This is a genomic window from Arthrobacter sp. 05L421 (genome assembly GCF_056397785.1).
The window spans coordinates 53032-77247 of record NZ_JBFTOC010000016.1 but is presented as its reverse complement, the minus strand read 5'-3'; the positions used below and the strand labels follow the sequence as shown (position 1 = coordinate 77247).

20 protein-coding genes are annotated in these 24216 nt (G+C 68.2%); 10 read left to right on the top strand and 10 right to left on the bottom strand.

Annotated elements, in window-relative coordinates; all coding sequences use genetic code 11:
- The first annotated feature begins 161 nt into the window (after positions 1-161).
- The 9 genes from AC1DKQ_RS17055 to AC1DKQ_RS17015 all read left to right on the top strand — a co-directional run bounded on the left by AC1DKQ_RS17055 (position 162) and on the right by AC1DKQ_RS17015 (position 11651).
- Positions 162-2975, top strand: coding sequence for an aconitate hydratase (locus AC1DKQ_RS17055; RefSeq protein ID WP_476919630.1), 2814 nt, complete (start codon positions 162-164; stop codon positions 2973-2975).
- Positions 2976-3165: 190 nt separating this feature from the next.
- Positions 3166-5139, top strand: coding sequence for a 1-deoxy-D-xylulose-5-phosphate synthase (gene dxs / locus AC1DKQ_RS17050; protein ID WP_476885827.1), 1974 nt, complete (start codon positions 3166-3168; stop codon positions 5137-5139).
- Between the two features lie 74 nt (positions 5140-5213).
- A complete protein-coding gene (locus AC1DKQ_RS17045; RefSeq protein ID WP_476919629.1) occupies positions 5214-5771 on the top strand; it encodes a hypothetical protein in 558 nt (185 codons plus the stop codon).
- A gap of 68 nt (positions 5772-5839) precedes the next feature.
- Positions 5840-6058 carry a helix-hairpin-helix domain-containing protein gene (locus AC1DKQ_RS17040; protein ID WP_476919628.1) on the top strand — a complete coding sequence of 73 codons (219 nt, stop codon included), beginning with the start codon at positions 5840-5842 and terminating at the stop codon, positions 6056-6058.
- A gap of 83 nt (positions 6059-6141) precedes the next feature.
- Positions 6142-7119 carry an aldo/keto reductase gene (locus AC1DKQ_RS17035; protein WP_476885824.1) on the top strand — a complete coding sequence of 326 codons (978 nt, stop codon included), beginning with the start codon at positions 6142-6144 and terminating at the stop codon, positions 7117-7119.
- Positions 7120-7205: 86 nt separating this feature from the next.
- A complete protein-coding gene (locus tag AC1DKQ_RS17030) occupies positions 7206-8231 on the top strand; it encodes a nucleoside hydrolase (RefSeq protein WP_476885850.1) in 1026 nt (341 codons plus the stop codon).
- Positions 8232-8376: 145 nt separating this feature from the next.
- Positions 8377-9198: an ECF transporter S component gene (locus AC1DKQ_RS17025; protein ID WP_476885823.1), complete on the top strand. Its 822-nt coding sequence runs from the start codon at positions 8377-8379 to the stop codon at positions 9196-9198.
- Positions 9199-9258: 60 nt separating this feature from the next.
- Positions 9259-10017: an energy-coupling factor transporter transmembrane component T gene (locus tag AC1DKQ_RS17020; protein ID WP_476885849.1), complete on the top strand. Its 759-nt coding sequence runs from the start codon at positions 9259-9261 to the stop codon at positions 10015-10017.
- Entirely contained in the window at positions 10014-11651 is a 1638-nt protein-coding gene (locus AC1DKQ_RS17015) for an ABC transporter ATP-binding protein (protein WP_476885822.1), read from the top strand. Before AC1DKQ_RS17020 ends, AC1DKQ_RS17015 begins: the two co-directional genes overlap by 4 nt.
- A 107-nt stretch (positions 11652-11758) precedes the next feature.
- On the opposite strand, the gene AC1DKQ_RS17010 is transcribed toward AC1DKQ_RS17015, so the two are convergent.
- From AC1DKQ_RS17010 to AC1DKQ_RS16970, 9 genes are all read right to left on the bottom strand, one after another.
- Positions 11759-13936, bottom strand: a complete 2178-nt coding sequence (locus tag AC1DKQ_RS17010; protein WP_476885821.1) for a 3-hydroxyacyl-CoA dehydrogenase NAD-binding domain-containing protein — start codon at positions 13934-13936, stop codon at positions 11759-11761.
- Positions 13933-15255, bottom strand: coding sequence for a thiolase family protein (locus AC1DKQ_RS17005; RefSeq protein WP_476885820.1), 1323 nt, complete (start codon positions 15253-15255; stop codon positions 13933-13935). The genes AC1DKQ_RS17010 and AC1DKQ_RS17005 overlap by 4 nt, the downstream gene beginning before the upstream one ends.
- 148 nt (positions 15256-15403) lie before the next feature.
- Entirely contained in the window at positions 15404-16762 is a 1359-nt protein-coding gene (locus AC1DKQ_RS17000; RefSeq protein WP_476885819.1) for an HRDC domain-containing protein, read from the bottom strand.
- A 61-nt stretch (positions 16763-16823) separates the two neighbouring features.
- Entirely contained in the window at positions 16824-17471 is a 648-nt protein-coding gene (locus tag AC1DKQ_RS16995) for a DUF3000 domain-containing protein (RefSeq protein WP_476885818.1), read from the bottom strand.
- Between the two features lie 72 nt (positions 17472-17543).
- Positions 17544-18632 carry a threonine aldolase family protein gene (locus AC1DKQ_RS16990; protein ID WP_476919639.1) on the bottom strand — a complete coding sequence of 363 codons (1089 nt, stop codon included), beginning with the start codon at positions 18630-18632 and terminating at the stop codon, positions 17544-17546.
- Between the two features lie 136 nt (positions 18633-18768).
- Complete coding sequence (locus AC1DKQ_RS16985; protein ID WP_476885817.1) at positions 18769-19551, bottom strand: SDR family oxidoreductase; 783 nt, start codon at positions 19549-19551, stop codon at positions 18769-18771.
- Positions 19548-20963, bottom strand: a complete 1416-nt coding sequence (locus tag AC1DKQ_RS16980) for a DUF6421 family protein (protein WP_476885816.1) — start codon at positions 20961-20963, stop codon at positions 19548-19550. The genes AC1DKQ_RS16985 and AC1DKQ_RS16980 overlap by 4 nt, the downstream gene beginning before the upstream one ends.
- 158 nt (positions 20964-21121) lie before the next feature.
- Entirely contained in the window at positions 21122-21634 is a 513-nt protein-coding gene (gene msrB / locus AC1DKQ_RS16975; RefSeq protein WP_476885815.1) for a peptide-methionine (R)-S-oxide reductase MsrB, read from the bottom strand.
- Positions 21635-21647: 13 nt separating this feature from the next.
- Entirely contained in the window at positions 21648-22136 is a 489-nt protein-coding gene (locus tag AC1DKQ_RS16970) for a hypothetical protein (protein ID WP_476885814.1), read from the bottom strand.
- A gap of 122 nt (positions 22137-22258) precedes the next feature.
- Here AC1DKQ_RS16970 and AC1DKQ_RS16965 point away from each other — a divergent pair, with 122 nt between their 5' ends.
- Positions 22259-23572, top strand: coding sequence for an alpha/beta hydrolase family protein (locus tag AC1DKQ_RS16965; RefSeq protein WP_476885813.1), 1314 nt, complete (start codon positions 22259-22261; stop codon positions 23570-23572).
- Between the two features lie 128 nt (positions 23573-23700).
- Here the strand turns inward: AC1DKQ_RS16965 and ybaK are convergent, their stop codons facing one another.
- Entirely contained in the window at positions 23701-24198 is a 498-nt protein-coding gene (gene ybaK / locus AC1DKQ_RS16960; RefSeq protein WP_476885812.1) for a Cys-tRNA(Pro) deacylase, read from the bottom strand.
- Between the last annotated feature and the right edge of the window lie 18 nt (positions 24199-24216).

Here is a 24216-nt window from a genome sequence, read left to right as displayed (position 1 = left end):
GTCGCGCTCCATCTCCACTGGCGTATTAGCGGCCGTTCCCTGCGTTTCGTACCTGCATTGCGTACCACGATGTACTGATGCCTGTATTAGTTAGGCCGACCTAACTAGCAAGGGTCCTGCGGCGCGACAAAGATGAAACTGTTGCGAGAGGAGTCCTGCGAATGAGCATTGTGGACAGTTTCGGTTCAAAAGGCAAACTTAATGTAGCCGGAACCGAATATGAAATTTTCCGGTTGAACTCCGTCGAAGGTGCAGAAAACCTTCCGTTCAGCCTCAAGGTATTGCTTGAAAACCTGTTGAGGACCGAGGACGGTGCCAACATCACGGCCGACCACGTCCGTGCGCTGGCAGGCTGGGATCCCAGCGCCGAGCCCGACACTGAGATCCAGTTCACGCCGGCGCGTGTGATCATGCAGGACTTCACCGGCGTGCCCTGCATCGTCGACCTCGCCACCATGCGTGAGGCCGTCAAGGTGCTCGGCGGAGACCCCAAGCGGGTCAACCCGCTGGCACCGGCCGAAATGGTCATTGACCACTCGGTCCAGATTGACGCCTTCGGAAACTCCGGCGCACTGGAGCGCAACATGGAGATCGAATACCAGCGCAACGGTGAGCGTTACCAGTTCCTGCGCTGGGGCCAGACGGCATTCGATGACTTCAAGGTCGTCCCGCCGGGCACCGGCATCGTGCACCAGGTCAACATTGAGTACTTGGCCCGCACCGTCATGACCCGCGAAATTGACGGCGTTCTCCGCGCTTACCCGGACACCTGCGTCGGCACCGACTCGCACACCACCATGGTCAACGGCCTGGGCGTGCTGGGCTGGGGCGTCGGCGGCATCGAGGCCGAGGCTGCCATGCTCGGCCAGCCCGTCTCCATGCTCATCCCGCGCGTCGTGGGCTTCAAGCTCACCGGCTCCATCCCGGCCGGCGCCACCGCCACGGACGTCGTCCTGACCATCACCGAGCAGCTGCGCAAGCACGGTGTGGTCGGCAAGTTCGTCGAGTTCTACGGTGAAGGCGTTGCGGCTGTGCCGCTGGCCAACCGTGCAACGATCGGCAACATGAGCCCGGAGTTCGGCTCCACTGCCGCGATGTTCCCGATCGACGACGTCACCCTCGACTACCTGCGCCTCACCGGCCGGTCCGACGAGAACGTCGCCCTCGTGGAGTCCTACGCGAAGGAACAGGGCCTCTGGCACGATCCCTCCCACGAGATCAAGTTCTCCGAGTACCTCGAGCTGGACCTGTCCACGGTTGTTCCGTCGATCTCCGGCCCGAAGCGCCCGCAGGACCGCATCATCCTCACCGAGTCCAAGGCCCAGTTCCGCGAGGACCTGCGCAACTACGTGAAGGAAGACCTGGCCGACGGAACCCTCGACGAAGCGATCGACGAGAGCTTCCCTGCTTCGGACTCGCCCTCGTTCACCGCCTCGGCGTCGCACCTCAGTGACGTGGCCCCGCACGCGCATGGCCCGAAGTCCAACGGCCGCCCGTCCAACACGGTCAGCGTCAAGACCGCGGACGGACGCGAGTTCGAGCTGGACCACGGCGCAGTGTCGATCGCCTCGATCACCTCCTGCACCAACACTTCCAACCCGTCCGTGATGCTGGCCGCCGCACTGCTGGCCCGCAACGCCGTCGACAAGGGCCTGACGTCCAAGCCGTGGGTCAAGACCTCGGTGGCTCCCGGTTCCAAGGTAGTCACCGACTACTACAACAAGTCGGGCCTGACCCCGTACCTGGAGAAGCTCGGCTTCTACATCGTGGGCTACGGGTGCGCCACCTGCATCGGCAACTCCGGTCCGCTCGACGCCGAGATCTCCGAGGCCATCCAGGCCAACGATCTCTCCGTCACCGCCGTGCTCTCGGGTAACCGCAACTTCGAAGGCCGGATCAACCCGGACGTGAAGATGAACTACCTGGCCTCCCCGCCGCTGGTCATCGCCTACGCCCTGGCCGGCTCCATGGACTTCGACTTCGACAACGACGCCCTGGGCCAGGACGAGGCCGGCAACGACGTCTTCCTGAAGGACATCTGGCCGAACCCCGTCGAGGTCCAGCAGGTCATCGATTCCTCGATCGACAAGGAAATGTTCGCCCGCGGCTACGAAGGCGTCTTTGAGGGTGACGATCGCTGGAAGGCGCTCGACACCCCCGCCGGCGACACTTTCGCCTGGGACGAGAAGTCCACGTACGTCCGTAAGCCCCCGTACTTCGAGGGTATGAAGGCCCAGCCGGAGCCGGTCCAGGACATCACCGGTGCGCGCGTGCTGCTCAAGCTCGGCGACTCCGTCACCACGGACCACATCTCCCCGGCCGGTTCCTTCAAGTCGGATACCCCCGCCGGCCAGTACCTGCTGGCCAATGGTGTGGAGCGCAAGGACTTCAACTCCTACGGCTCACGCCGTGGCAACCACGAGGTCATGATCCGCGGCACGTTCGCGAACATCCGCATCAAGAACCAGCTCCTGGACGGCGTGGAGGGCGGCTTCACCCGCGACTTCAGCCAGGCTGACGGCCCGCAGGCCTACGTCTACGACGCCGCCCAGAACTATCAGGCCGCCGGCACCCCGCTGGTGGTCCTGGCAGGCAAGGAGTACGGCTCCGGTTCGTCCCGTGACTGGGCTGCCAAGGGCACGGCGCTCCTGGGCGTCAAGGCTGTGGTGGCAGAGAGCTACGAGCGTATCCACCGCTCCAACCTGATTGGCATGGGCGTCCTGCCGCTGCAGTACCCGGCCGGCCAGAACGCTGCCAGCCTGGGCCTGACCGGCACGGAAACCTACGCAGTTGAGGGCGTCACCGCCCTGAACGACGGCACCACGCCGAAGACCCTCAAGGTCACAGCCACGGCCGAGGACGGCACCGTCACGTCCTTCGACGCCGTGCTGCGCATCGATACCCCGGGCGAGGCGGACTACTACCGCAACGGTGGCATCCTGCAGTACGTCCTGCGCCAGATCTCCGCGCACTAGGCGGAGCCGCCGGCAAGGTCCGGCAACGCATGCGAAGGCCCCGGCCGGTCACTGACCGGCCGGGGCCTTCGCGTTCCCGGTTCACGGACCGGTTCCGGGACACCGGGACGGGTGGGGCAGGGCTCCGGCGCGGCGGCCCGCCCGGAGGCGTTAGAGTTAAAAGGATGTCTACCACCCGAAGGAGGGGCCGTTGGGAATCTTGGACACCATCCGGAATCCGCAGGACCTGAATAAGTTGTCCGGGGCGCAGCTGGATCAGCTGGCAGCCGAGGTCAGGGATTTCCTGATCGGCAACGTCTCCCAGACGGGAGGGCACCTGGGCCCCAACCTCGGCGTCGTCGAGCTCACCATCGCGGTGCACCGGATCTTCGATTCCCCCCGCGACAGCATCGTCTTCGACACCGGTCACCAGTCCTACGTGCACAAGCTCCTCACCGGGCGGCAGGATTTCAGCACGCTCCGCCAGCAGGGCGGCCTCTCCGGCTACCCCGACCGCGCCGAATCCGAGCACGACATCGTCGAAAGCTCGCACGCGTCCTCGTCCCTGTCCTGGGCCGACGGCATCTCGCGCGCCCGGCAACTGACCGGCGACGGCGACCGCTTCGTCGTCGCGGTGGTGGGCGACGGCGCCCTGACTGGCGGCATGGCCTGGGAGGCCATCAACAACATCGCCGCGGACAAGAAACGTCGCGTCGTGATTGTGGTCAACGACAACGGCCGCTCCTACGCCGCGACAGTGGGCGGTTTCGCTGACTACCTCGCCTCCCTGCGCCCCACCATCGATTCCCTCCGCGCCGCCCCCTCCTACGAGGGCACGCTGGAGTGGTGGAAGCGCAAACTGCAGAACGGCGGCCCCGCGGGCCAGTTCACCTACAAGAGCCTGCACGCCATGAAGAAGGGCCTCAAGGACTGGTGGGCCCCGCAGGGCATGTTCGAGGACCTCGGCATGAAGTACATCGGTCCCGTCGATGGCCATGACCTCCAGGCCATGGAAAACGCGCTCTCCACGGCTAAAAACTACGCCGGCCCCGTGATCGTGCACGCCATGACGGAAAAGGGCCACGGCTACGCGCCGGCCCGCGCCCATGAGGCGGACCAGTTCCACGCCGTGGGGATCATCGATCCGGAGACCGGCGCACCCACCGAGGCTGGCGGCGCCAAATCCTGGACCGCCGTGTTCGCCGACGAGATCGCCGACATCGCCGACGAGCGCAAGGACATCGTTGGTATTACCGGGGCCATGCTGATTCCGGTTGGGCTGCACAAGTTCGCCGCCCGGCACCCGGAGCGCGTGTTCGACGTCGGCATCGCCGAGCAGCACGCCCTCACCTCAGCTGCCGGCATGGCGTTCGGGGGACTGCATCCGGTGGTCGCGGTCTACGCGACGTTCCTGAACCGTGCCTTCGACCAGTTGCTGATGGATGTGGCCCTGCACAAAGCCGGCGTCACGATCGTGCTGGACCGGGCCGGCGTCACCGGACCCGACGGCGCGAGCCACCACGGCATGTGGGACATGGCCATGGTCCAAATCGTCCCGGGGCTTCACCTCGCGGCACCGCGCGACGCCACCCGGCTGCGGGAGGAACTTCGCGAGGCCGTGGCCATCGAAAACGCCCCCAGCGTGCTCCGCTACTCCAAGGGCAGCGTCGGCGCCGAAGTCGAGGCGGTCGAACGCCTGGACGACGGCGTGGACGTGCTGGCCCGCCGGCCCGCGGGATCCAGCGAGAACGACGTCCTGATCGTCAGCGTGGGCGCCATGTCCGAGCTCGCGCTGGACGTCTCCAACCGGCTCGGGGCCCAGGGCATCAGTTCCACGGTGGTGGATCCCCGCTGGCTCCTCCCGGTGCGGCGGTCCATCATCGATCTCGCCGCACGCCACCGCCTCGTCATCTGCATCGAGGACGGTGTGCGGGCCGGCGGCGTCGGCTCCCGGATCCGCCAGGAGATGCGGGCCGCGGGTGTGGACACCGCCCTCAACGAGGTCGGGCTCCCGGTGGAGTTCCTCGATCACGGCACCCGCAACCAGGTGCTCGAACGCGTCGGGCTGACCGCACAGCAGATCACCCACGACGTCGTCGCCCAGGTCCTGGGCACCAAGGTGCCGTTTGCGCGCCCCTTGCCCGGCCAGGAACACCCCAGCACCGGCAGCCTGCCGCTGCTGTAGCCAGCACATCTTTGAGCAATACCCCGTCCTCCGCCGCTCTTTGGGCACCGGACGGCCCAGGAAGGAACTGGCATATGAGTGGAATTATCCGGGTTTACAAGCGCGACGAAGAGGGCACCCTGCAGTTCAGGGAAGCCTGGTTTGATGAGGACTACAGACAGTTCGTGATGAACCACGGCGTCGTCGGACACCAGAGCAGCACAGACGAGACCGACGTCGAAAACGCCGAAGCCGCCGAGCGCCTCATGGACGCGTTCGCCGTGCAGTGCGCCGAGGACGGGTACGCCGAAATCCCCGAGCAGGAACAGTTCTGGGTGGTGGCCCAATACGCGCTGAAGACCAAGGACGGGACCAGCCGGGACCGGTACCTCGAGGAAAAGGCCAAGGACGCCCTGATCAGCCACCTCGCCTGGCGTGGCCTGGGGATTGTGGACCGCAGCGAGTTTTCCGACGCCAGGCTCAATATCTTCTGCCTCACCCCGGACGTCAACAAGACGGTCAGCGCCATCAAGGTCTGTATCCGCGGCGAGGACCTGGACTTTACCAAGCTGAGCATTGGCGCCGCGCCGTTTGGCGAGGACACTTTTAAGCTCAAGCACTCACCGAAACCGGCCAACAGCTTCACGCTCTAGGCAACACCGGTAAGGAGCCGGGGGACGGCTCACATCAGTTTGGGGGAATCCGACTGGAAGGCAACGCAGTGACGCGAAAATCCTCTCAACCAGGCAGCACTCCACTCCCCGCAGGACTGGCGGCGCCCGCGCGCAAGTCACTTGCACACGCAGGGGTCGAAACCCTCGAACACCTCGTGCAGCTTGGCCGGCGCCGGCTTGCCGGAATGCCGGGCGTCTGCCCGCGCACCATGGCGCAACTCCAGGACGCCATGGACGAGCACGGGCTGGAACTGCCCGCAGGCTAGCTGCAGTCCCCGGCGGCAGGCTTGGACAGGACGCCCGGGCGGGCTTGGACGGGCCGCAGGCCGGGGCGATATAGGCTGAATCCATGACTGAATACCGCCGCGTAGGAAATTCCGGACTGTCCGTCTCGGTTGTGGGACTTGGCTGCAACAACCTGGGCCGTTCCGGGACCGTGACCGAATCGCAGGAAGGCACCGACGCCGTCGTCCATGCGGCCCTCGACGCCGGGATTACCTTCTTTGACGTCGCGGACACCTACGGCCGGGAGCCGGGCCTCAGCGAGACCATGCTCGGCAAAGCCCTGGGCGCCCGCCGCGGCGACGCGGTCATCGGCACCAAGTTCGGCATGGACATGCGCGGCGCCAATGGCGAGGACTTTGGGGCGCGCGGATCCCGCCGCTACATCATCAAGGCAGCGGAAGCCTCGCTGCGCCGGCTCGGCACGGACTGGATCGACCTCTACCAGTTCCACACCCCGGACCCGCTCACGCCCGTCGAGGAGACGCTCTCGGCCCTCGATGACCTCGTCACCAGCGGCAAGGTCCGCTACATCGGCCACTCCAACCGCGCCGGCTGGCAGATCGCCGAGGCCGAATACGTGGCCCGCGCCCGCGGGGGAGCCCGCTTCATCTCCAGCCAGAACCACTACAACCTGCTGGACCGCCGCGCCGAGCTCGAGGTAACACCCGCGGCCGAGGCTTACGGCCTGGGCGTCCTGCCGTACTTCCCGCTCGCCAACGGCCTGCTGACCGGCAAATACTCGGCAGGCAAGGCCCCTGAGGGATCCCGACTCAGCCACACCCGCACCAACCTGGTCCACGACGCCGACTGGGAGCAGTTGGGTGCCTTCGGCGAGTTCGCCGCCGCGCGGGGGCTCAACGAAGTCCAGGTGGCGTTCTCCTGGCTTGCCGCCCAGCCGTCCGTCAGCAGTGTCATCGCCGGTGCCACCACGCCGGAGCAGGTGCGCCAGAATGCCGCTGCCGTGGCCTGGATCCCCAGCCAGGCCGACCTGGCCGAGCTGAATGATCTCTTCCCGCGCACGCCCAAGGTGGCACTGTTCTGAACGAGCGGGCCCTGAACGGTCCGGCCCTGAACGGTCAGGCTGTGGGCGCCCCCGCGGCCGGCCCGGCCGTCACGCACTCGATCCTGATGGACGTCGACACCGGGATTGACGATGCCCTGGCGCTGGTCTATCTGCTGTCCAGGCCCGAGGTCCACCTCCAGGCAATCACGTGCACCGCCGGGAACGTCGGGGCCAGCCAGGTGGCGCTGAACAACCTGGCCCTGCTTCAGTTGTGCGGCCGCGAGGGCATCGAGGTGGCCACTGGCGCCGAAATCCCACTGGAGATCCCGCTGGTCACCACCGAGGAGACCCACGGGCCGCAGGGGATTGGCTACGCTGAGCTGCCGCCGCCGCGCCAGCAGATCTCGGCGCGGCACGCCGTCGACGTCTGGGTGGAGGAGGTGCGGGCGCACCCGGGCGAGATCACCGGGCTGATCACCGGCCCGCTGACCAACTTCGCCCTGGCCCTTCGCCGCGAGCCGGAGTTGCCCCGGCTGCTCAAGGGACTCGTCATCATGGGCGGCAGCTTCTACTACCAGGGCAACACGACCCCGACGGCCGAATGGAACACCTCGGTGGACCCGCATGCCGCCAAGGAGGTGTTTGCCGCCTACCGGGGGATGCCCGAGGACAAACTGCCGGTGCTGTGTGCCCTGGAAATGACCGAGCGCATCGAGATGCACCCGGAGCACCTGCGCCGCCTCGGCGAGGCCGCGGGTGCGGCGCCGGAACTCGTCCTCCCGGAGCAGCCCGAAGGCCAGCGCAGCCAGTCCCGCAACCCCCTCGTCGCGTGCCTCTCCGATGCACTGCGCTTCTATATGGAATTTCACCGGCTCTACGACCAGGGCTACGTGGCGCACGTGCACGACGCCTTCGCGGCCTGCGCGGCCGCGGGACGCACACCGTTCGCCACCCGGCTGGCCACTGTCGACGTCGAAACGGACTCCCCGCTGCTGATGGGCACCACAGTGGCCGACTACCGCGGGCTGTGGGGGATGCCGCCGAACGCGTGGATTGTCTCTGACAACAACCCCGAACACTGCTTCGACGAACTGATTTCCTCGGTCGGCGCCCTCGCCCGCGCTGTAGGCCCCAGTTCCTCGACGCCCTGACGCCGGGCATCTTTGTTCAGTCACGGCGGGGAGTTCCCGGGCGGGTCCGCAGATCGCCAGAAAGGGCAGCTGCTCGCTAGAATGGTAGCTGCGCCGAGGTGACATGAGGCGGAACTTGTTGCACCCAGCCAAAGGAACAACCCCCATGTCACAGCCAGCCCTCACCATCACTGCCCCTGGACAGGCGGCCGGCCGCAGGCGCCGCCTGCTCGAAATCGCAGGCGCGGCCTCCATCGCCGCCACGTACATCTTCCTGGTGCTGACCCAGCCCGCGGACATTGCTAACGGCCCGGCCAGTTTCTCGGCCCTCGTGGCCCTGGGCGGCTTCCTGCTCGGCGCGGTGCTGCTGCTTGTGGCAGTCCTGCCCGTTCTCCCCACTTCCACCGTTGTCCTCATCCCGGTGGCGCTGGTTCTGAACGTGGTCCTCGGACAGTTGATGGGCAGCACGGGCCTGCCGTTCTACATCGACGCGATCGGCACCGTCCTGATCGCTGTTCTCGCCGGCCCCGCAGCCGGTGCCGCCACGGGCGCGCTCAGCAGCATCGTCTGGTCCTTCTTCAACCCCACCGTCCTGCCCTTCGCCGCCGGCGCAGCCCTCATCGGTTTCCTCGCCGGCATGGCCGCCCGCGCCGGCTTGTTCCGCCGCTTCTACTTCGCGCCCATCGCCGGCTTCGTCACCGGCATCCTGGCCGGCGTCGTCTCCGCCCCGATCGCCGCGTTCGTCTTCGGCGGCACATCAGGCCTGGGCACGGGGGCGATCGTCAGCGCCTTCCGTGCCATGGGGGACACGCTCCTGGCCGCGATTACCAAACAGGCACTGATTTCCGATCCCATGGACAAAGCGATCGTCTTCGCGATCGCAGCGCTGCTCGCCTACGCCCTGCCCCGCCGCACCACCTTCCAGTTCCCCTTCGTGCGCCGCTACCGGGTGCTCGCCGGCAAGGCCCCGGCAGCGCCGGACGCCTGACTCCTCTGCTGTGACTGCTGTGACAGTGTGGTAGTGACACTCCGACCCCACGACCATGACATGAAACCGCCTCTCCACCCCTTCACCGCACTGTCCGCTGCCGCCTGCGCCGCCGTCGTCGCAACGGCGGCCGCGTACTGGCCGCTGTCTGTCGCCGTGGCCCTCGCCGCGGTGCTCCTCGCGGTGCGCCGTGGAGTGGCAGGGCGAGTCCTGCCCGCCGCGGCGGTGATCCTGACGCCCCTGTGCCTGTCCCTGCTGGTGCTGCACGGCTTGTTCTTCCCCGAAGGCCAGACCGTGCTCGCCCAGTGGGGGCCGGCCAGGGTCACGGCCGAGGGCCTTGGCTTCGCGCTGGAACTCGGAACCCGGACCACCGCCTGCGTCCTGGTTTTCCTGCTCTTTTCCTTCACCGTCAGCGTTCCCGACCTCGTCTCCGCCCTCGCCGGGCGGAGGATCCCGCCGCAGTTCGGCTTCGTCCTGGCCTCCACCCTCACCCTCCTGCCCGCCGTCGCGGTCCGCCTGGACCGGATCCGGCAGGCGCAGGAAACGCGCGGGATGGTGGTCCGGCGCGGCTTGTTGTCGCGGCTCGGTGCCCTCCGCCTGCAGATGGTGCCGCTGGTCCTGGCCCTGATCGACGACGCCGGCAGCCGCGCCCAGGCGCTCGACGCCCGCGGCTTCGGCACTCCGGGACCCCGCACCAGTTACCGCGAAGTCGGCGACCCGCCCGCCCAGCGCCGCTTCCGGGCTGCCGCCCTGCTGTTCGCGGCAGCCGCCGTCGCGGCGCGGATTGTGGCCTCCTGGCCTGCCGGAGTGCCGTCATGACGGCGACCACCCGGACCGCGCTGCAGATCCGGATCGAGGCGTTCACGTTCCACGGCGAGAACACCCCGGTGCTCAGCGGAATGGCGGTCTCGGTCGCGCCGGGCTCCCTGACCGCCGTCCTGGGCGGCTCAGGGAGCGGAAAATCCACACTGGGCAAACTCATGGCCGGCTGGCTCCGCGCCGGTCACGCCGGAGAATTCCGCGGCAGCCTGGAGCTCGGCGACACTCTGCTGGAATTCCACGGCACGCCCGACGATCCCCGGATCAACCCCGCCGAATGGTCCCGGCGCGTGGCGTTCGTCCCGCAGGACGCGGCCGCGATGCTCTCCTCCGTGCGCGCCACGGTCGCCGAAGAACTCGCCTTCGGCTTGGAAAACCGTGCGACGCAGCGCGATGACATGCTCCGCGCGGTGGAACGCACCGCCGCGCGCACGGGACTCTCGGACCTGCTGGACCGGGATCCGGCCACGCTCTCCGGAGGAGAGCTGCGAAGGCTCGCCATGGGCTGCGCCGTCATCACGGAACCGGACATACTCATCCTGGACGAGCCGCTGGCATCGCTGGACGCGGCCGGAGCCGCGCAGGTTGAGGAGCTGATCCGCAGCCTCAGCGGCGCCGGGACCGGCGTCGTCCTGCTGAGCCAGGCGGCGGACCGCCTCGCCGCCGAAGCGACGCACTGGATAGTGCTCGACGGCGGGACGGTCACCGCTGCGGGAACGTCGGCGCAGCTGGCCGGCTCGGCCGAGCTGCAGCGGGCCGGGGTGATTGGTGTTAGCTGCCCCGGCGCTGCTGGGCCGAGCGTTGGTGGCTCTTCTGCAACTGGTCCCGGCGCTGCTGGGCCGAGCGTTGGTGGCCCTGCTGCAACTGCCCCCGGCGCTATTCTGCTCAGCCTCGCTGCCGGAGCCCGTGGTCCCGGTCGGGTTCCTGTCCCGGCGCCCGGCCCCGGGCCGGCATCGCTGGAATTGCGCGGGGTAGGGTTCGGCTACGGCGCGGACCCGCGGCGTCGAGGCGCCCCCGACCCCGCGCGGGCCCGGATCCTCCGGGACGTGGACTTGGCCGTGAATCCGGGCGAGATCATTGCCGTGACCGGGCCCAACGGCGCGGGCAAATCGACACTGCTGCGCCACTTCAACGGACTTCTGCGGCCCTCGGAGGGGGATGTGCGGGTCTGCGGGCGCAGCATTACCGGCGTGCCGGTGGGAACCGTCGCGGCCTCCATGGGCCTGTTGTTCCAGCACCCCCGGGACCAGCTGTTCGAACGGACTGTCCTGCGGGAGGCAGCGTTCGGACTCCGGCAGCTGTTCGGGAAAGCCGATGCCGAGGGCAAGGCCCGGGCGGCGCTGGCCGCGGTGGGACTCTCCGGCACGGAGGCCGCCCACCCGGCCGAACTCTCTGCCTCCCGGCAGCGCCTCCTCGCCCTGGCCACGGTCCTGGCCCGCGAACCGGCGGTGTTGGCCCTGGACGAGCCCAGCGTGGGCCTGGACCGGCACGGACTCGCGGCGCTGCAGTCCGCCGTCGCCCGCGCCGCCGAAACGGGCACCGCCGTCGTCATGGTCACCCATGACCTGGCCTACGCCCGGCTGAACGCGCACCGGGTCCTGGAACTCAGGGACGGCCGGCTGAGCAGGATCTAACTCCGGACGCGCGGCACCGGCACGCGCCGCCTGAACACGCGCGGCGCCACAGGGCAGTAGGCGGCCTCCCGCCGGGGCAGGTCGGCGGGAGGCCGCGCAGGCCAGCTTTAAGCCGGCTCGGACGCCACGCCTGCCGCCAGGAATTTCTTCCCGTTGACCCGCTCCGATGCGCCTACCCGGTCCAGGTACGGGGTAATGCCGCCCAGGAACATCGGCCAGCCCGCACCGAGGATCATGCAGAGGTCGATCTCCTCGGGGCCGGCGACGACGCCCTCCTCGAGCATGAGCCCGATTTCCTGCGCCAGCGCGTCCTGCGTCCGGCGCAGCACCTCCCCGCCGGTGGACGGTTTGCTGCCGAAGGACATCAGCGCCAGGGTTTCGGCCGGGACGAATGGCTTGCCGTCCGGGCCTGGCACCGGCGTCCCACTCTGCGCGGCCCAAATGGACGTCACGCCGTTGTCGATCAGGGACTGCAGGTTCTTCGAGACCCTGAAGCGGTCCCCGAACGCCGTGTGCAGCGATTCCTGGACGTGCTGGGCCACCGGCAGTCCCACCATGGCACCGAGCACGAAGGGAGTCATGGGCAGGCCCATCGGCCGCAGTGCGTTATCCGCCACGTCGGCGGGCGTGCCCTCGTCGAAGGCCGCGGTGACTTCGCCCATGAGGCGCAGCAAGACGCGGTTGACCACGAACGCCGGGGCGTCCTTGACCAGCACTGCGGACTTCTTGAGCCCCTTGGCGAGCTCGAACGCGGTGGCCAGCACGGCGTCGTCGGTCTTCGGCGCGCGCACGATCTCCAGCAGCGGCATCACGGCCACCGGGTTGAAGAAGTGGAAGCCGACCAGGCGCTCAGGGTGCTCCAGGTCCTCCGCCATCGCGGTGACGGACAGCGAAGAGGTGTTGGTCGCGAGGATGCACTCTGCCGAGACAATGGCCTCGACTTCCTTGAAGACCTGCTTCTTGACGTTGAGTTCCTCGAAGACGGCCTCGATGACGAAGTCGGCGTCGGCGAAGGCCTCCTTGTCAACAGATCCCGTGACGAGCGCGCGGGTGCGGTTGGCGGCGTCGGGGCTGATCCGCCCCTTGGCCAGGAGCTTGTCCACCTCGGCGTGGACGTAGGCCACGCCCTTGTCTACGCGGGCCTGGTCAATGTCCGTCAGCACCACCGGAAGCTTGAGTTGGCGGGCGAAGAGCAGGGCCAGCTGGCTCGCCATCAGCCCGGCGCCCACGACGCCGATCTTCGTCACCGGGCGGGCGAGCTTGCGGTCGGGGGCGCCGGCGGGACGCTTGGCGCGCCGCTGCACGAGGTCCAGGAAGGCGTAGACGGTAGAGCGGAACTCGTCGGTCTGCATGAGGTCCGCCAGAGTTTCGCATTCGAGCTCGGCGGATTGCGCCTGGGTCAGGGTGCGGTTGGCTTCCATGACGTCCAGGACCTTGGCCGGCGCCGGTGAGGCATTGGAGGTCTTGGCCTCCACAAATGCCCGGCCCTTGGCGACGGCGGCCGCCCAGCGTGCGGTGACCTCCGGAGCGGACGGGTCCACGGCGTTCGCCCGCTCCGGCGCCGCCGCGCCGGCGATGACTTTCGCGGCCCACGCGAGGGACTGTTCCACAAAGTCGGCCGGCTCAAACATCGCGTCCGCCATGCCGAGCTCGTAGGCCTGCGGCCCGGTGAGGGTGCGGTTGTTGGTCAGCGGGTTTTCGATCATGACCTTGAGTGCGTTCTCTGGCCCGATCAGCCTCGGCAGGATGTAGACGCCGCCCCAGCCCGGGATGAGCCCGATGAAGGCCTCGGGAAGCGCCAGCGCGCCGGCGCCGGTGGAGACCGTGCGGTAAGTGGACTGCAGCGCGATCTCCAGGCCGCCGCCCAGGGCCAGGCCGTTGATGAACGCGAAGCTCGGCACACCCAGGTTGGCCAGGGTGGAGTAGACGTCGTGGCCGAGCTGGGCCATCCACAGGCCCTGCTCGCGTCCGCTGACCGACTTGACCGTGGAGAGATCGGCGCCGGCCACCAGGAAGTACGGCTTGCCGGTGACGCCGACGCCGGCAATCTCGCCGCGGGCGGCGCGTTCCTTCAGCCTTTCCAGGACCGTGCCGAGCTCGATCAGGGTGTTGGGCCCGAGCGTGGTGGGCTTGGAGTGGTCCAGGCCGTTGTCGAGGGTGACCAGTGCGAAGGTGCCGGGGCTCTTGCCGTCGACGGCGGGCAGTTCGATGTCCTGGACATAGGAATGGGTGACCGTCTCAGTCGGGAAGAGATCGGCAAGCTTGCGGAAATCAGCGGCGCTCATGCTGTTGCTCCAGTCTCGGTGGTCGTGGTCTGCCGGGCGTCGGTGGTGGGTGCTGCGGTGCCGGGTGTTTCGGTGCCGTAGTCCGCGTGAAGCGGGTTTTCCCAGATTACGGTGGCCCCCGTGCCCAGGCCGATGCACATCGTGGTCATGCCGAAGCGGACCGAGGGGTCCTCTTCGAACTGCCGGGCCAGTTGGTTCATCAGCCGGACCCCCGAGGACGCCAGCGGGTGCCCGACGGCGATCGCGCCGCCGTAGCGGTTGACCCGGGGGTCGTCGTCGGCTATCCCGAAGTGGTCCAGGAAGCTGAGGACCTGGACGGCGAAGGCCTCGTTGATTTCGAAGAGGCCGATGTCCCCGATGCCGAGTCCGGCGTTCTTCAGGGCCTTCTCGGTCGCCGGGACCGGGCCGATGCCCATGACCTCGGGTTCCACGCCGGCAAAGGCGTAGGAGACCAGGCGCATCCTGACCGGCAGTCCGAGTTCCTCGGCGGCCTCGGCGGAGGCCAGCAGGGCGGCCGTTGCGCCATCGTTCAGGCCCGCGGCGTTGCCCGCCGTGACCCGGCCATGGGCGCGGAACGGGGTCTTGAGGGCGGCCAGGTCCCCGAGTGAGGTCCCGGGGCGCGGGGGTTCGTCCACGGTGTTGACGGTCCAGCCCTGGCCCGGCTTCATGGTGGCGACGGGCACGAGGCCGGGCTGGATCTGGCCATTGGCGTAGGCGGCGGCGAGCTTGTCCTGCGAGGCGACGGCGTAGGCGTCCGTGCGGTCCTTGGTGATGGCCGGGAAGCGGTCATGCAGGTTCTCGGCCGTGTTGCCCATGTTGAGGGCGGCAGGGTCCACGATCCGTTCGGACATGAAGCGCGGATTGGGGTCTGCGCCGGCGCCCATTGGGTGGTTGCCCATGTGTTCCACGCCGCCGGCGATCACGACGTCGTACGCACCGAAGCCGATGCCGCTCGCGGTCGTGGTTACGGCGGTCATGGCGCCGGCGCACATGCGGTCGATTGCGAAGCCGGGCACGGTCCGGGGGAGTCCGGCCAGCAGCGCGGCGGTGCGGCCGATGGTCAGGCCCTGGTCGCCGGTCTGGGTGGTGGCGGCGATCGCGACCTCGTCGATCCGGTCCGCAGGAAGGGAGGGGTTGCGGCGCATCAGTTCGCGGATGCACTTGACAACGAGGTCGTCGGCGCGGGTGCCGGCGTAGATGCCTTTTTCGCCCGCGCGGCCGAACGGGGTGCGGACGCCGTCGACAAAGACGACGTCGCGCACAGTGCGGGGACCGGCGGCGCGGGGAATCGCGCTGCTGGTGCTCTGGGCTTGGCTCACGTGCTTCTCCTCATTGAGACATGGTTGCCGGATCCGGGCCTGTGGCAGGGCTTGCCTCAGGCAGGCGGATCCGAACGACATCATGAATAATGTTACTCGCCAGTAACATAGCTGGCAAGGAGGGAAGGAGCGGCCCGGAAAATATCTGCTAGACGGTGGAATCCGATGGCGCCTCGGCGGGGGCCTTGGGCTCCTTCGCGGGCAGCGGCGCCGGGTGCAGGAAGGCCTGGGCAATCAGCGGCGCAGTAATTTCGATCTGCCACTGGCGCGCCCCGAGGTTCGCCAGTTCCTCGGCCACGCCTTCCTCGCTGAGCTCTGCCGGGGGACGCCACGCCACCCGCCGAAGGTAGTCCGGAGTCAGCAGGTTTTCCACTGGCAGGTTCAGTTCCTCGGCCCTGGCCTGCAGTTTCGGGCGGGCGGTGGCAAGCCGAGCGGCCGCCTCCGGGTCCCGGTCCGCCCAGACGCGCGGGGGCGGGGGAGCGTTGGTGGCCAGATGCAGCGGCGGCAGGTCCTCGAGTGCCCTGGCCATGCTGATGCAGCGCAGCCAGCGGGGCGCCTCGCGCTGGGCGGCGCGGCCGTGGAAGCCTTTGGTGCCGAGGAGCTGGGGAACCGTGGAGGGCATCGCCTTGGCGGCGGCCACGAGGGCGGAGTCGGGGATCAGCCGGCCGGGGGCGACGTCGCGCTTCTGGGCCAGGGAATCGCGTTCCAGCCACAGTTCCCGCACTGCGGCCAGCTGGCGGCGGTCCCGGATCTGGTGCAGTCCGGACGTCTTGCGCCATGGATCAACGCGCGGCGGGGCCTGTCCGGCCTCGAGGATGGCGGCGAATTCCTGCTCGGCGAATTCCAGTTTTTCGTCTGCCACGAGGAGTTCGATCAGTTCCTCGCGCAGTTCGGTGAGGACTTCGACGTCGAGCGCCGCATAGCGCAGCCACGGTTCCGGCAGGGGACGGGTGGACCAGTCGGCCGCGGAGTGTTCCTTGGCCAGGCCGAAGCCCAGGAGCTGTTCGATGACGGCAGCGAGGCCCACCCGGGGCAGTCCGGCCAGGCGCGCGGCGAGCTCGGTGTCGAAGAGCTTGTCCGGCCACATGCCGAGTTCGGACAGACAGGGGAGGTCCTGGCTGGCGGCGTGCAGGATCCATTCGACGCCGCGCAGTGCGTCATTGATGATGCTCAGGTCCCCGAAGGGTTCTGGATCGATCAGCCAGGTCCCGGAGCCTTCGCGCCGGATCTGGACCAGGAAGGCGCGCTGGCCGTAGCGGAAACCTGAGGCCCGCTCCGCGTCCACGCCCGCCGGGCCGTGGCCGGCTGCGAGGGCTGCGGCGCAGCGTTCGAGTCCGGACTGGGTTTCAATGACCAGGGGCACGCCGTCGCGGGGTACGTCGAGGTCGATCACTTCAGGGACCAGGCTGTCGAAGCCTTCCACGGTGATGTGGGCTGTGGTGTCGGCAGCCTCGGCCGTATTGCGGATGGCGCCGGCCGTGCTGATTTCCGGATTCTGAGGGGTCATGGTCTCTACAGTTTACCGACAACATGGCGGCTAAGGCCGTGACCGTGGCCGAACAGGCGCCTCATGCGTGTCCGCGGGGGCGCCGGGGAAGGGGTGTCACGCCCTCGGGCAGCGGCGGCAGTCCGGCGAAGGTGCAGACCATGTCCGACCACGCTTCCAGATGGAGGGTGATGTCCGGGGTGGCCGGGGTCCAGGAGGCCCGGAGCTCAATGTCGATGGAATTCGGCCGGTCGGATAATGTGCCAAAGCTCTCCGAGAGCACCCTGGTGGCGGTGCCGCCGGCGGAGCGGTACGGGGCTTGGTGGTTATCGAGCGCCTCGACCAGCCACGTCCAGGCCACGGACCCCAGGAGTTCGTCGTTGCCCATCTCGGGCTCCAGCTGGGCGCGGATGTAGGTGACGATCCGGAACTCCCCGTCCCACACGGCAGAGCCGTCGGGATCGTGGAGCAGAATGAAGCGGCCGGTGGCCAGTTCGACGTCGTCACTGCCGGACGCGCGGGCGAGGGCCGCGGCAGCCGGGCCGTGTACCGGCGCGCCGGCTGGGGGCTCGCCCGGTCCGATCACCTCGGCCCCGAGGGCCACCGCGAACGGCGCCAGCCGTGAAGGGGCCGGGATTTCGTCCAGGTGCAGCTCGCTGCGGCAGCGTGCCTGTCGAAGGGTCCCCAAGGCGAAGAGGAAATCTGCCGGAACCTGATCGAGGGAGCTCACCTTGGAAGGTTATGCAACGGTCTGGCCCCTGCCCGGCAGGCTCGCCGCCGGGCAGGGGAAGCCGGGCTGGGCTCAGGCAGCGGCGAGCTCGCGCTTGATGGCCGCAATGAAGGAATCAACGTCTTCCTCGGTGGTGTCGAAGGAACACATCCAGCGGACCTCGCGGGCCGCCTCGTTCCAGTCGTAGAAGCGGAAGGACTTGCGCAGCCGGTCCGCTACGCCGGCAGGCAGGACGGCGAAGACGCCGTTGGACTCGGTCTTCTGGCTCAGTTCGACGCCGGGGATGCCCTCGACGCCGGCGCGCAGCCGGGCGGCCATGGCATTGGCGTGTGAGGCCGACCGCAGCCACAGGTCACCCTCGAGGAGGGCAATGAACTGGGCAGACATGAACCGCATCTTGGAAGCGAGCTGCATGTTCATCTTGCGCAGGTAAACCAGTCCGTGGGCGGCGTCGGGGTTCAGGGCGACCACAACTTCGCCGAACAGCAGGCCGTTCTTGGTGCCGCCGAAGGAGAGGATGTCCACGCCGGCGTCGCGGGTGAAGGCCCGCAGCGGGACGCCCAGGTGGGCGGCGGCGTTGGCCAGCCGGGCGCCGTCCATGTGCAGTTTCATGCCCTTTGCGTGGACATGCTCCGCGATGGCCCGGACCTCGTCCGGGGTGTAGCAAGTGCCGAGCTCGGTGGTCTGGGTGATGGAGACGGCCAGCGGCTGGGCGCGGTGCTCATCTCCCCAGCCCCAGGCTTCCTGGTCGATCAGTGCAGGGGTGAGCTTGCCGTCATGGGTGCCGACTTGCAGCAGCTTGATGCCGCCGATCCGCTCCGGTGCACCGTTTTCGTCCATGTTGATGTGGGCGGTGGAGGCGCAAATGACGGCACCCCAGCGCGGCAGCAGAGACTGCAGCGACAGGACATTGGCGCCGGTTCCGTTGAACACCGGGAAGCATTCGATGCCTTCGCCGAAGTGCCCTTCCATCAGCTGCTGCAGGCGCGCGGTGTAGTCGTCCTCGCCGTAGGAGACTTGGTGGCCTTCGTTGGCGGCGGCCAGGGCCGCGAGAACCTCGGGGTGCACGCCGGAATAGTTGTCCGAGGCGAAGCCGCGGACGGAAGGATCGTGGAGCCGCACCGCAGTGCCGGCAGGGACAGTTTCAACTGTGCTGGTCATCGTTTTGCTCACGCTTTCAGTCTAAGAGGTCGGGCCCAAGTGGCTAAGTCGCGGGTTAAGTCAGGCGGCTAGGCCAGGGGAGAGCCGGGGCGCTGTGTGTGGGGCCGTTGGCCCGGGCCGTAGTAGCAGGGACAGCTCAGCGGCTGAGCAGCAGCCGCTGCCCGTTCAGCTCGCCGGCAGGAGTGTTGAAGAGCCCGGCGGCGGCAGCCGCCAGGTCTGCGACGTCCGTGAAGCCTGGGAACGACCGTTCCGGGGCCTTCGCCCGCATGCCCGGGTCAACGAGGGCCTTCACCACAAAGATGGCGGCGGCGCTGCGCAGCTCCGGTTGTTCGCGCTGGGCGCTGTCCTGGTCCGCGCTTCCCTGTCCGGTGGAGCCCGCGCCGGCGGTCGCCGCGTGGGCCCGCCGGAATCCGTCAGCGACCGCCAATGTCCAGGCTTCCGCGGCGGCCTTGGCCGCGATGTAGCTGGCCCCGCCCGCCGTCGGCGCGCTGACGGCCGTGGAGGACACCATGGCGAAGCGTCCGTTGTCCGAGGCGGCGAGGTCGTCGAAGAAGATGCGAGTGACGTTCCGCAGCGTGGTGACGGCATTGCGTTCCAGGAAGTCCCAGTCGTCGTCGCTCTGGTCCGTGATGCCTGTCGCACCGCGCCAGCCACCCACTAAGTGGATGACGCCGTCGACGTGCCCGGCGATGCCGGCAACGCTCGCCCGCAAGGCTTTTACGTCCGCCAGGTCTGCGAGGTCGCAAACAAGTGCGGTGACGCCGCCACCGGCTTCGGCGGCGGCGGCCTCGATGCGGCCGGCATCAGAACCGACCGTGAAGACCCGGTGGCCGGCGTCCCGCAGGGCCCTGGCCGTGGCGATCCCGGACGGCCCGCTGCCGCCGGTGACCAGCACGTTCAAGGTGCGTCCATTGCTCATCCGGCGTTCAGCGCCTGGACGCCGCTGGCCCCGCCGGCGACCGTCCCCGTATCCGAGGAACCCGTGATGCCGGCGGTGGATTCGATAACGGGCCGCATCTTCTTCTCCAGCGCCTCATAGAACATGGAGAGCGGGAACTCGTCGTCCAGGACCTGATCCGTGAGGCCCCGGGGCGGGCCGTCCAGGGGCAGCGCGTCCGGGCCCTTGGCCCAGACCGAGGCCGGGTTGGGCGTGACCGTGCCGGAGATGAGTTCGTAGGCAGCGAGCCAGTGGGCCATCTTGGGACGGTCGATCGAGCGCCAGTACAGTTCCTCGATCTTCGCGCCGAGTTCAACCACGACGCCGGCGGCCTCGTCCCAGTCGATGCTGAGTTTGCTGTCGGTCCAGTGCAGGACGTGGTGCTGGTGCATCCAGGCGAAGAGCAGCTGGCCGCCAAGACCGTCGTAGTTTCGGACGCGGGTGCCCGTGATGGCGAAGCGGAAGATCCGGTCGAAGATCACCGCGTACTGGACCAGCTTGGCGTGCCGGCGTGCCTCCGGGTCAGCGTCCTCGTCTTTCTCGATCTTCACCGATTCGCGGAAGGCGGTGAGGTCGCAGCGCAGTTCCTCCAGGGAGTACAGGAAGAACGGCATGCGCTGCTTGATCATGAACGGGTCGAAGGGCAGGTCCCCGCGCATGTGGGTGCGGTCGTGGATGAGGTCCCACATGACGAACGTTTCCTGCGTCAGCTCCTGGTCCTCAAGCAGTCCGGCGGCGTCGTCGGGCAGCTGCAGGGAGGTGATCTCGGCGGCGGCGCGCAGGACGCGGCGGAAGCGGGCGGCCTCGCGGTCGGCGAAGATCGCGCCCCACGTGAACGTTGGGGTCTCGCGGACAGCGACGGTCTCCGGGAAGAGGACCGCGGAGTTGGTGTTGTAGCCCGGGGTGAAGTCAAGGAAACGGATGGGGACGAACAGCTTGTTGGAGTATTCGCCAGTCTCCAGGCCGCCGATGAACTCCGGCCAGATGACCTCAATCAGCACGGCCTCGACGAGGCGGCTGCTGCTGCCGTTCTGGGTGTACATCGGGAACACGACCAGGTGCTGGAGCCCGTTGACCCGGTGCTGCTGCGGCTGGAAGGCCTGCAGGGAATCCAGGAAATCCGGGACGCCAAAGCCGCCGTCGGCCCACCGGCGGAAGTCGGTGACGAGCAGGTCAAGGTAACGGGCATCGTGCGGGAACGACGGGGCCAGGGCCGCGACCGCCGCGGTGATGGTTTCAACGTGGCCGGCCGCTGCGTCGTGGGCTTCGGCATCCGGCACGGATCCGTCCTTGACCTGGAGGGCTTGCAGGGCCGTTGCGGCAGCTTTGAGCCGCAGCCATTCCTGGTTGCCGGCAGTGATCGGGGCGGGGGCGGTGAGAGCGGTGGTGGTCATCGTCGCCTTTCTGGTTGCTGTGGAGCGTGTCGCTGGAACTAAACCGAGCGTAGCAAGCAAACAGATGCTCTAATGCAAAATTGCCTTGAGCATAAGAAAGTCTGTGGCAATTGATTCCGAAAAGCCGTTCCAGCGGAAGCAGGGGAAGGGCTGCCGGCTTACTGCCCGGCGTCGTCCGTGGGAACGAGCTTCAGGGAGACCGAGTTGATGCAGAACCGCTGGTCCGTGGGGGTGCCATAGCCCTCGCCGTCGAACACGTGCCCCAGGTGGGAATCGCACGTGCCGCAGCGGACCTCCACCCGGTCCATGCCCATGGTGCGGTCATGGATGTAGCGCACGGTGCCGTCCGCCAGCGGCGCCCAGAAGGACGGCCAGCCGCAATGCGAGTCGAACTTTTCGTTGCTGGTGAAGAGTTCGGTGCCACAGGCACGGCACTGGTAGAGGCCCCGCGTGTGGGTGTCCCAATATTCGCCGGTGTACGGCCGCTCGGTGCCGGACTGGCGGAGCACGCGGTACTCTTCCGGGGTCAGTTCCTCGCGCCACTGGGCATCGGTCTTTTCAACCGGCTTGTGGGCTGTCGGCTGTTCGCCAGAGGGCTGTTCCAGCGTTGCGGCGGCCTCGGGGGCGGGTACTGCCGAGGGCATGGATTTGGACCTGTTAAAAATGCTCATGCTTCAACAACGCTCAGGAGTCCCCGATAAATCCCGAACCGGCGTAGAGATGCAGGACGGGCAGCCCCAGCTTGTCCTGCGCCTTGGTGGCCCAGTCGGTGTGGAATGTGTCTGCGACAGCGTGCGGGCGGGTGATCACCACGGCCTGGCCGGCACTGAGTTCCTTGACCTTGGCAACCAGGCCGTCCACAGCCTTGCCCTCGACCACTTCGCCCGAGACGCCGCCGCCCAGGCCGGACAGTGCGGCCAGCGAGGCGGCCAGGGTGTCGGCGGCTTCGGCCCGCTCTACGGAGGGGTCGGAGTGTGCCGTCAGTTCACGGAAGGCTTTGGCGATTTCAAGCAAGGAAAGGTTCTCCAGGAAATCCACCACCAGGTGCCGCTCGGTGTTGGCCGGCACCAGGATCAGCACGGGCGCATCACCGCCGGCAATCAGGGTTTCAATGTTGACGCGGTCATCCGCACCGAGGGGCTCTTCTGTCAAAATGACGATTGGATCACTCATGACCCCAGCCTAGTCGCGCTCGTGGTGCCCTGCATGGTTGTGTCCCGCGGCGCCCGTGCGTGTTCGCGCCGACTTAGCCATGCAATGCCATGGTTGGGCTGCGGTTCAGTAAGAATGGTGCCATGGCAACCACCTTGCGCCTCCGCCCTGACCGCCGGACTGTCCCAGTTGCGGCGGGCACCGCCACTGCCCCGTCCGGAAGCGCCAAGTGGGCCCTGGGGGGCATCATCGGCGGCAGCGCCGCAGCGGGCGTGCTCGCCGCCGGGTCCTCCGCCCTCGCGCTCTATTTCGCCCGCCGGGTCATCACGCCGGCCCGGTTCCGCGCAGAGGACCAGGAAGTGCTCGCCGTCATCCGCGAGGGGCGGGCGCTGCAGGTCATCCTCGCCGCCACCCCGGATTCCACGGTGGACGGGGTCTACGGTTTCTTCTTCGACGGCGGCCGTGGCCATGCGCGGATCGGCCGGATCCTGTCATACTCGCCGGCCGAACGGACCGTGCTGCGCGAGGTTGAGCACGTCTACAGCGGGGACATTGCCACCGCACGGCGCGGCTGGTGGAGCGGGGCGGCCTATCCGGATCCGGCCGCGCTGGGGCTTCCAGTGGAGGACGTGCTGATCGACGTCGATGCCGGTACCGCGCCGGCCTGGCTGGTCCGGGCCACGTCGGCGGCTGAGGATCTAACCCCGGACGTCTGGGCGATCATGGTGCACGGGCGCGGCGCCACCCGGCAGGAGGGCCTCCGGGCCCTCCGGACCGCCGGGGAACTGGGCATGTCCAGCCTGCTGATCTCCTACCGAAACGACGGGCTGGCACCGTCGGCGAGCGACGGGCGCTACGGCCTGGGCTCCACCGAATGGCGCGACGTCGAGGCCGCGATCGGCTATGCCCTCGGACACGGCGCCCGCGAGGTGGTCCTGTTCGGCTGGTCCATGGGCGGCGCGATCTGCCTCCAGACGGCCGACCTCTCCCGGCATCGCCACCTGATCCGGGCTATGGTCTTGGACGCGCCGGTGATCAACTGGGTCAACGTGCTGGCGCACCACGCGGAGCTGAACCGGATCCCGTCGTCCGTGGGCCGCTACGGACAGTTGATGCTCAGCCACCGCCTGGGCCGGCGGCTGACCGGGCTGGCCGCGCCCGTTGACCTCAAAGCGATGGACTGGGTCTCGCGGGCCGTGGAGCTGCGGACACCGACCCTCATTGTGCACAGCGTGGACGACGAATACGTCCCTTTCGGGCCCTCGGCCGCGCTGGCCGAGAAGAATCCGGAGATGGTCACGTTCGAGCCCTTCGACAAGGCCCTGCACACCAAGGAATGGAACGTCGATCCGGAGCGCTGGGAGCGGCAGGTCGCGGCCTGGCTCCGGCAGCAGCTGGCGCCGCGTGCCAACCCCGGCGACCAGGAGCCGGCGGCCGGGAACGCCACATCCAACTAGGGGTTCACGGCACTGTTTTTTCGCGCAGTCGGCCGCGAGCTCTCGTCTCGAGAGGGACAGCAAGTCTGAGGCAGTGGTTTGAGAACGTAGTTTGAGCCCGTGGTTTGCGACCGTGGCTTGAGACCGCGTCAGTCGCACCGGGTCCCGATTCTGGCGGTGCGGGCCGCCGTGAGCCGAATGAGCTCGGCCGGATCCAGCTCGATGTCCAGGCCCCGCCGTCCGCCGGAAACGAGGATGGTCTCCAGCCCCAGGGCGCTGTCATCCACCACCGTGGGGGAGGACTGGCGCTGCCCGAGCGGTGAGATGCCCCCGAGCACGTATCCGGTCCGCCGCTGAGCCGCTGCCGGGTCGGCCATTTCTGCCTTCTTGCCGCCCAGGGCTGCGGCCATCGCCTTGAGGTCCAGGTTTCCGCTCACGGGCACGACGCCGACGGCGAGCCGGCCGTCGACGTCCACCATCAGTGTCTTGAAGACCCGGGCAGGGTCGACGCCGAGCACTTCCGCCGCTTCCAGGCCATAGCTGGCCGCCGCAGGGTCATGGGTGTAGGGGTGGGCGACAAAGGGAACCCCGGCGGCCGCGAGTGCTGCGGTGGCCGGAGTTCCCTGCGACGCGTGTTTGCGGGCCATGTCCCGTGGCTGTCCGAG

Bases quoted from the DNA above. Each gene is read 5' to 3' on its own strand.
- AC1DKQ_RS17055 (WP_476919630.1), top strand. From the start codon at position 162: ATGAGCATTGTGGACAGTTTCGGTTCAAAAGGCAAACTTAATGTAGCC.
- AC1DKQ_RS17025 (WP_476885823.1), top strand. From the start codon at position 8,377: ATGTCACAGCCAGCCCTCACCATCACTGCCCCTGGACAGGCGGCCGGC.
- ybaK (WP_476885812.1), bottom strand. From the start codon at position 24,198: ATGGCCCGCAAACACGCGTCGCAGGGAACTCCGGCCACCGCAGCACTC.
- AC1DKQ_RS16965 (WP_476885813.1), top strand. From the start codon at position 22,259: ATGGCAACCACCTTGCGCCTCCGCCCTGACCGCCGGACTGTCCCAGTT.
- msrB (WP_476885815.1), bottom strand. From the start codon at position 21,634: ATGAGCATTTTTAACAGGTCCAAATCCATGCCCTCGGCAGTACCCGCC.
- AC1DKQ_RS16970 (WP_476885814.1), bottom strand. From the start codon at position 22,136: ATGAGTGATCCAATCGTCATTTTGACAGAAGAGCCCCTCGGTGCGGAT.
- AC1DKQ_RS17000 (WP_476885819.1), bottom strand. From the start codon at position 16,762: ATGACCCCTCAGAATCCGGAAATCAGCACGGCCGGCGCCATCCGCAAT.
- AC1DKQ_RS17015 (WP_476885822.1), top strand. From the start codon at position 10,014: ATGACGGCGACCACCCGGACCGCGCTGCAGATCCGGATCGAGGCGTTC.
- AC1DKQ_RS16990 (WP_476919639.1), bottom strand. From the start codon at position 18,632: ATGACCAGCACAGTTGAAACTGTCCCTGCCGGCACTGCGGTGCGGCTC.
- AC1DKQ_RS16985 (WP_476885817.1), bottom strand. From the start codon at position 19,551: ATGAGCAATGGACGCACCTTGAACGTGCTGGTCACCGGCGGCAGCGGG.
- AC1DKQ_RS17045 (WP_476919629.1), top strand. From the start codon at position 5,214: ATGAGTGGAATTATCCGGGTTTACAAGCGCGACGAAGAGGGCACCCTG.
- AC1DKQ_RS16980 (WP_476885816.1), bottom strand. From the start codon at position 20,963: ATGACCACCACCGCTCTCACCGCCCCCGCCCCGATCACTGCCGGCAAC.
- AC1DKQ_RS17035 (WP_476885824.1), top strand. From the start codon at position 6,142: ATGACTGAATACCGCCGCGTAGGAAATTCCGGACTGTCCGTCTCGGTT.
- AC1DKQ_RS17020 (WP_476885849.1), top strand. From the start codon at position 9,259: ATGAAACCGCCTCTCCACCCCTTCACCGCACTGTCCGCTGCCGCCTGC.
- AC1DKQ_RS17010 (WP_476885821.1), bottom strand. From the start codon at position 13,936: ATGAGCGCCGCTGATTTCCGCAAGCTTGCCGATCTCTTCCCGACTGAG.
- AC1DKQ_RS17030 (WP_476885850.1), top strand. From the start codon at position 7,206: ATGGACGTCGACACCGGGATTGACGATGCCCTGGCGCTGGTCTATCTG.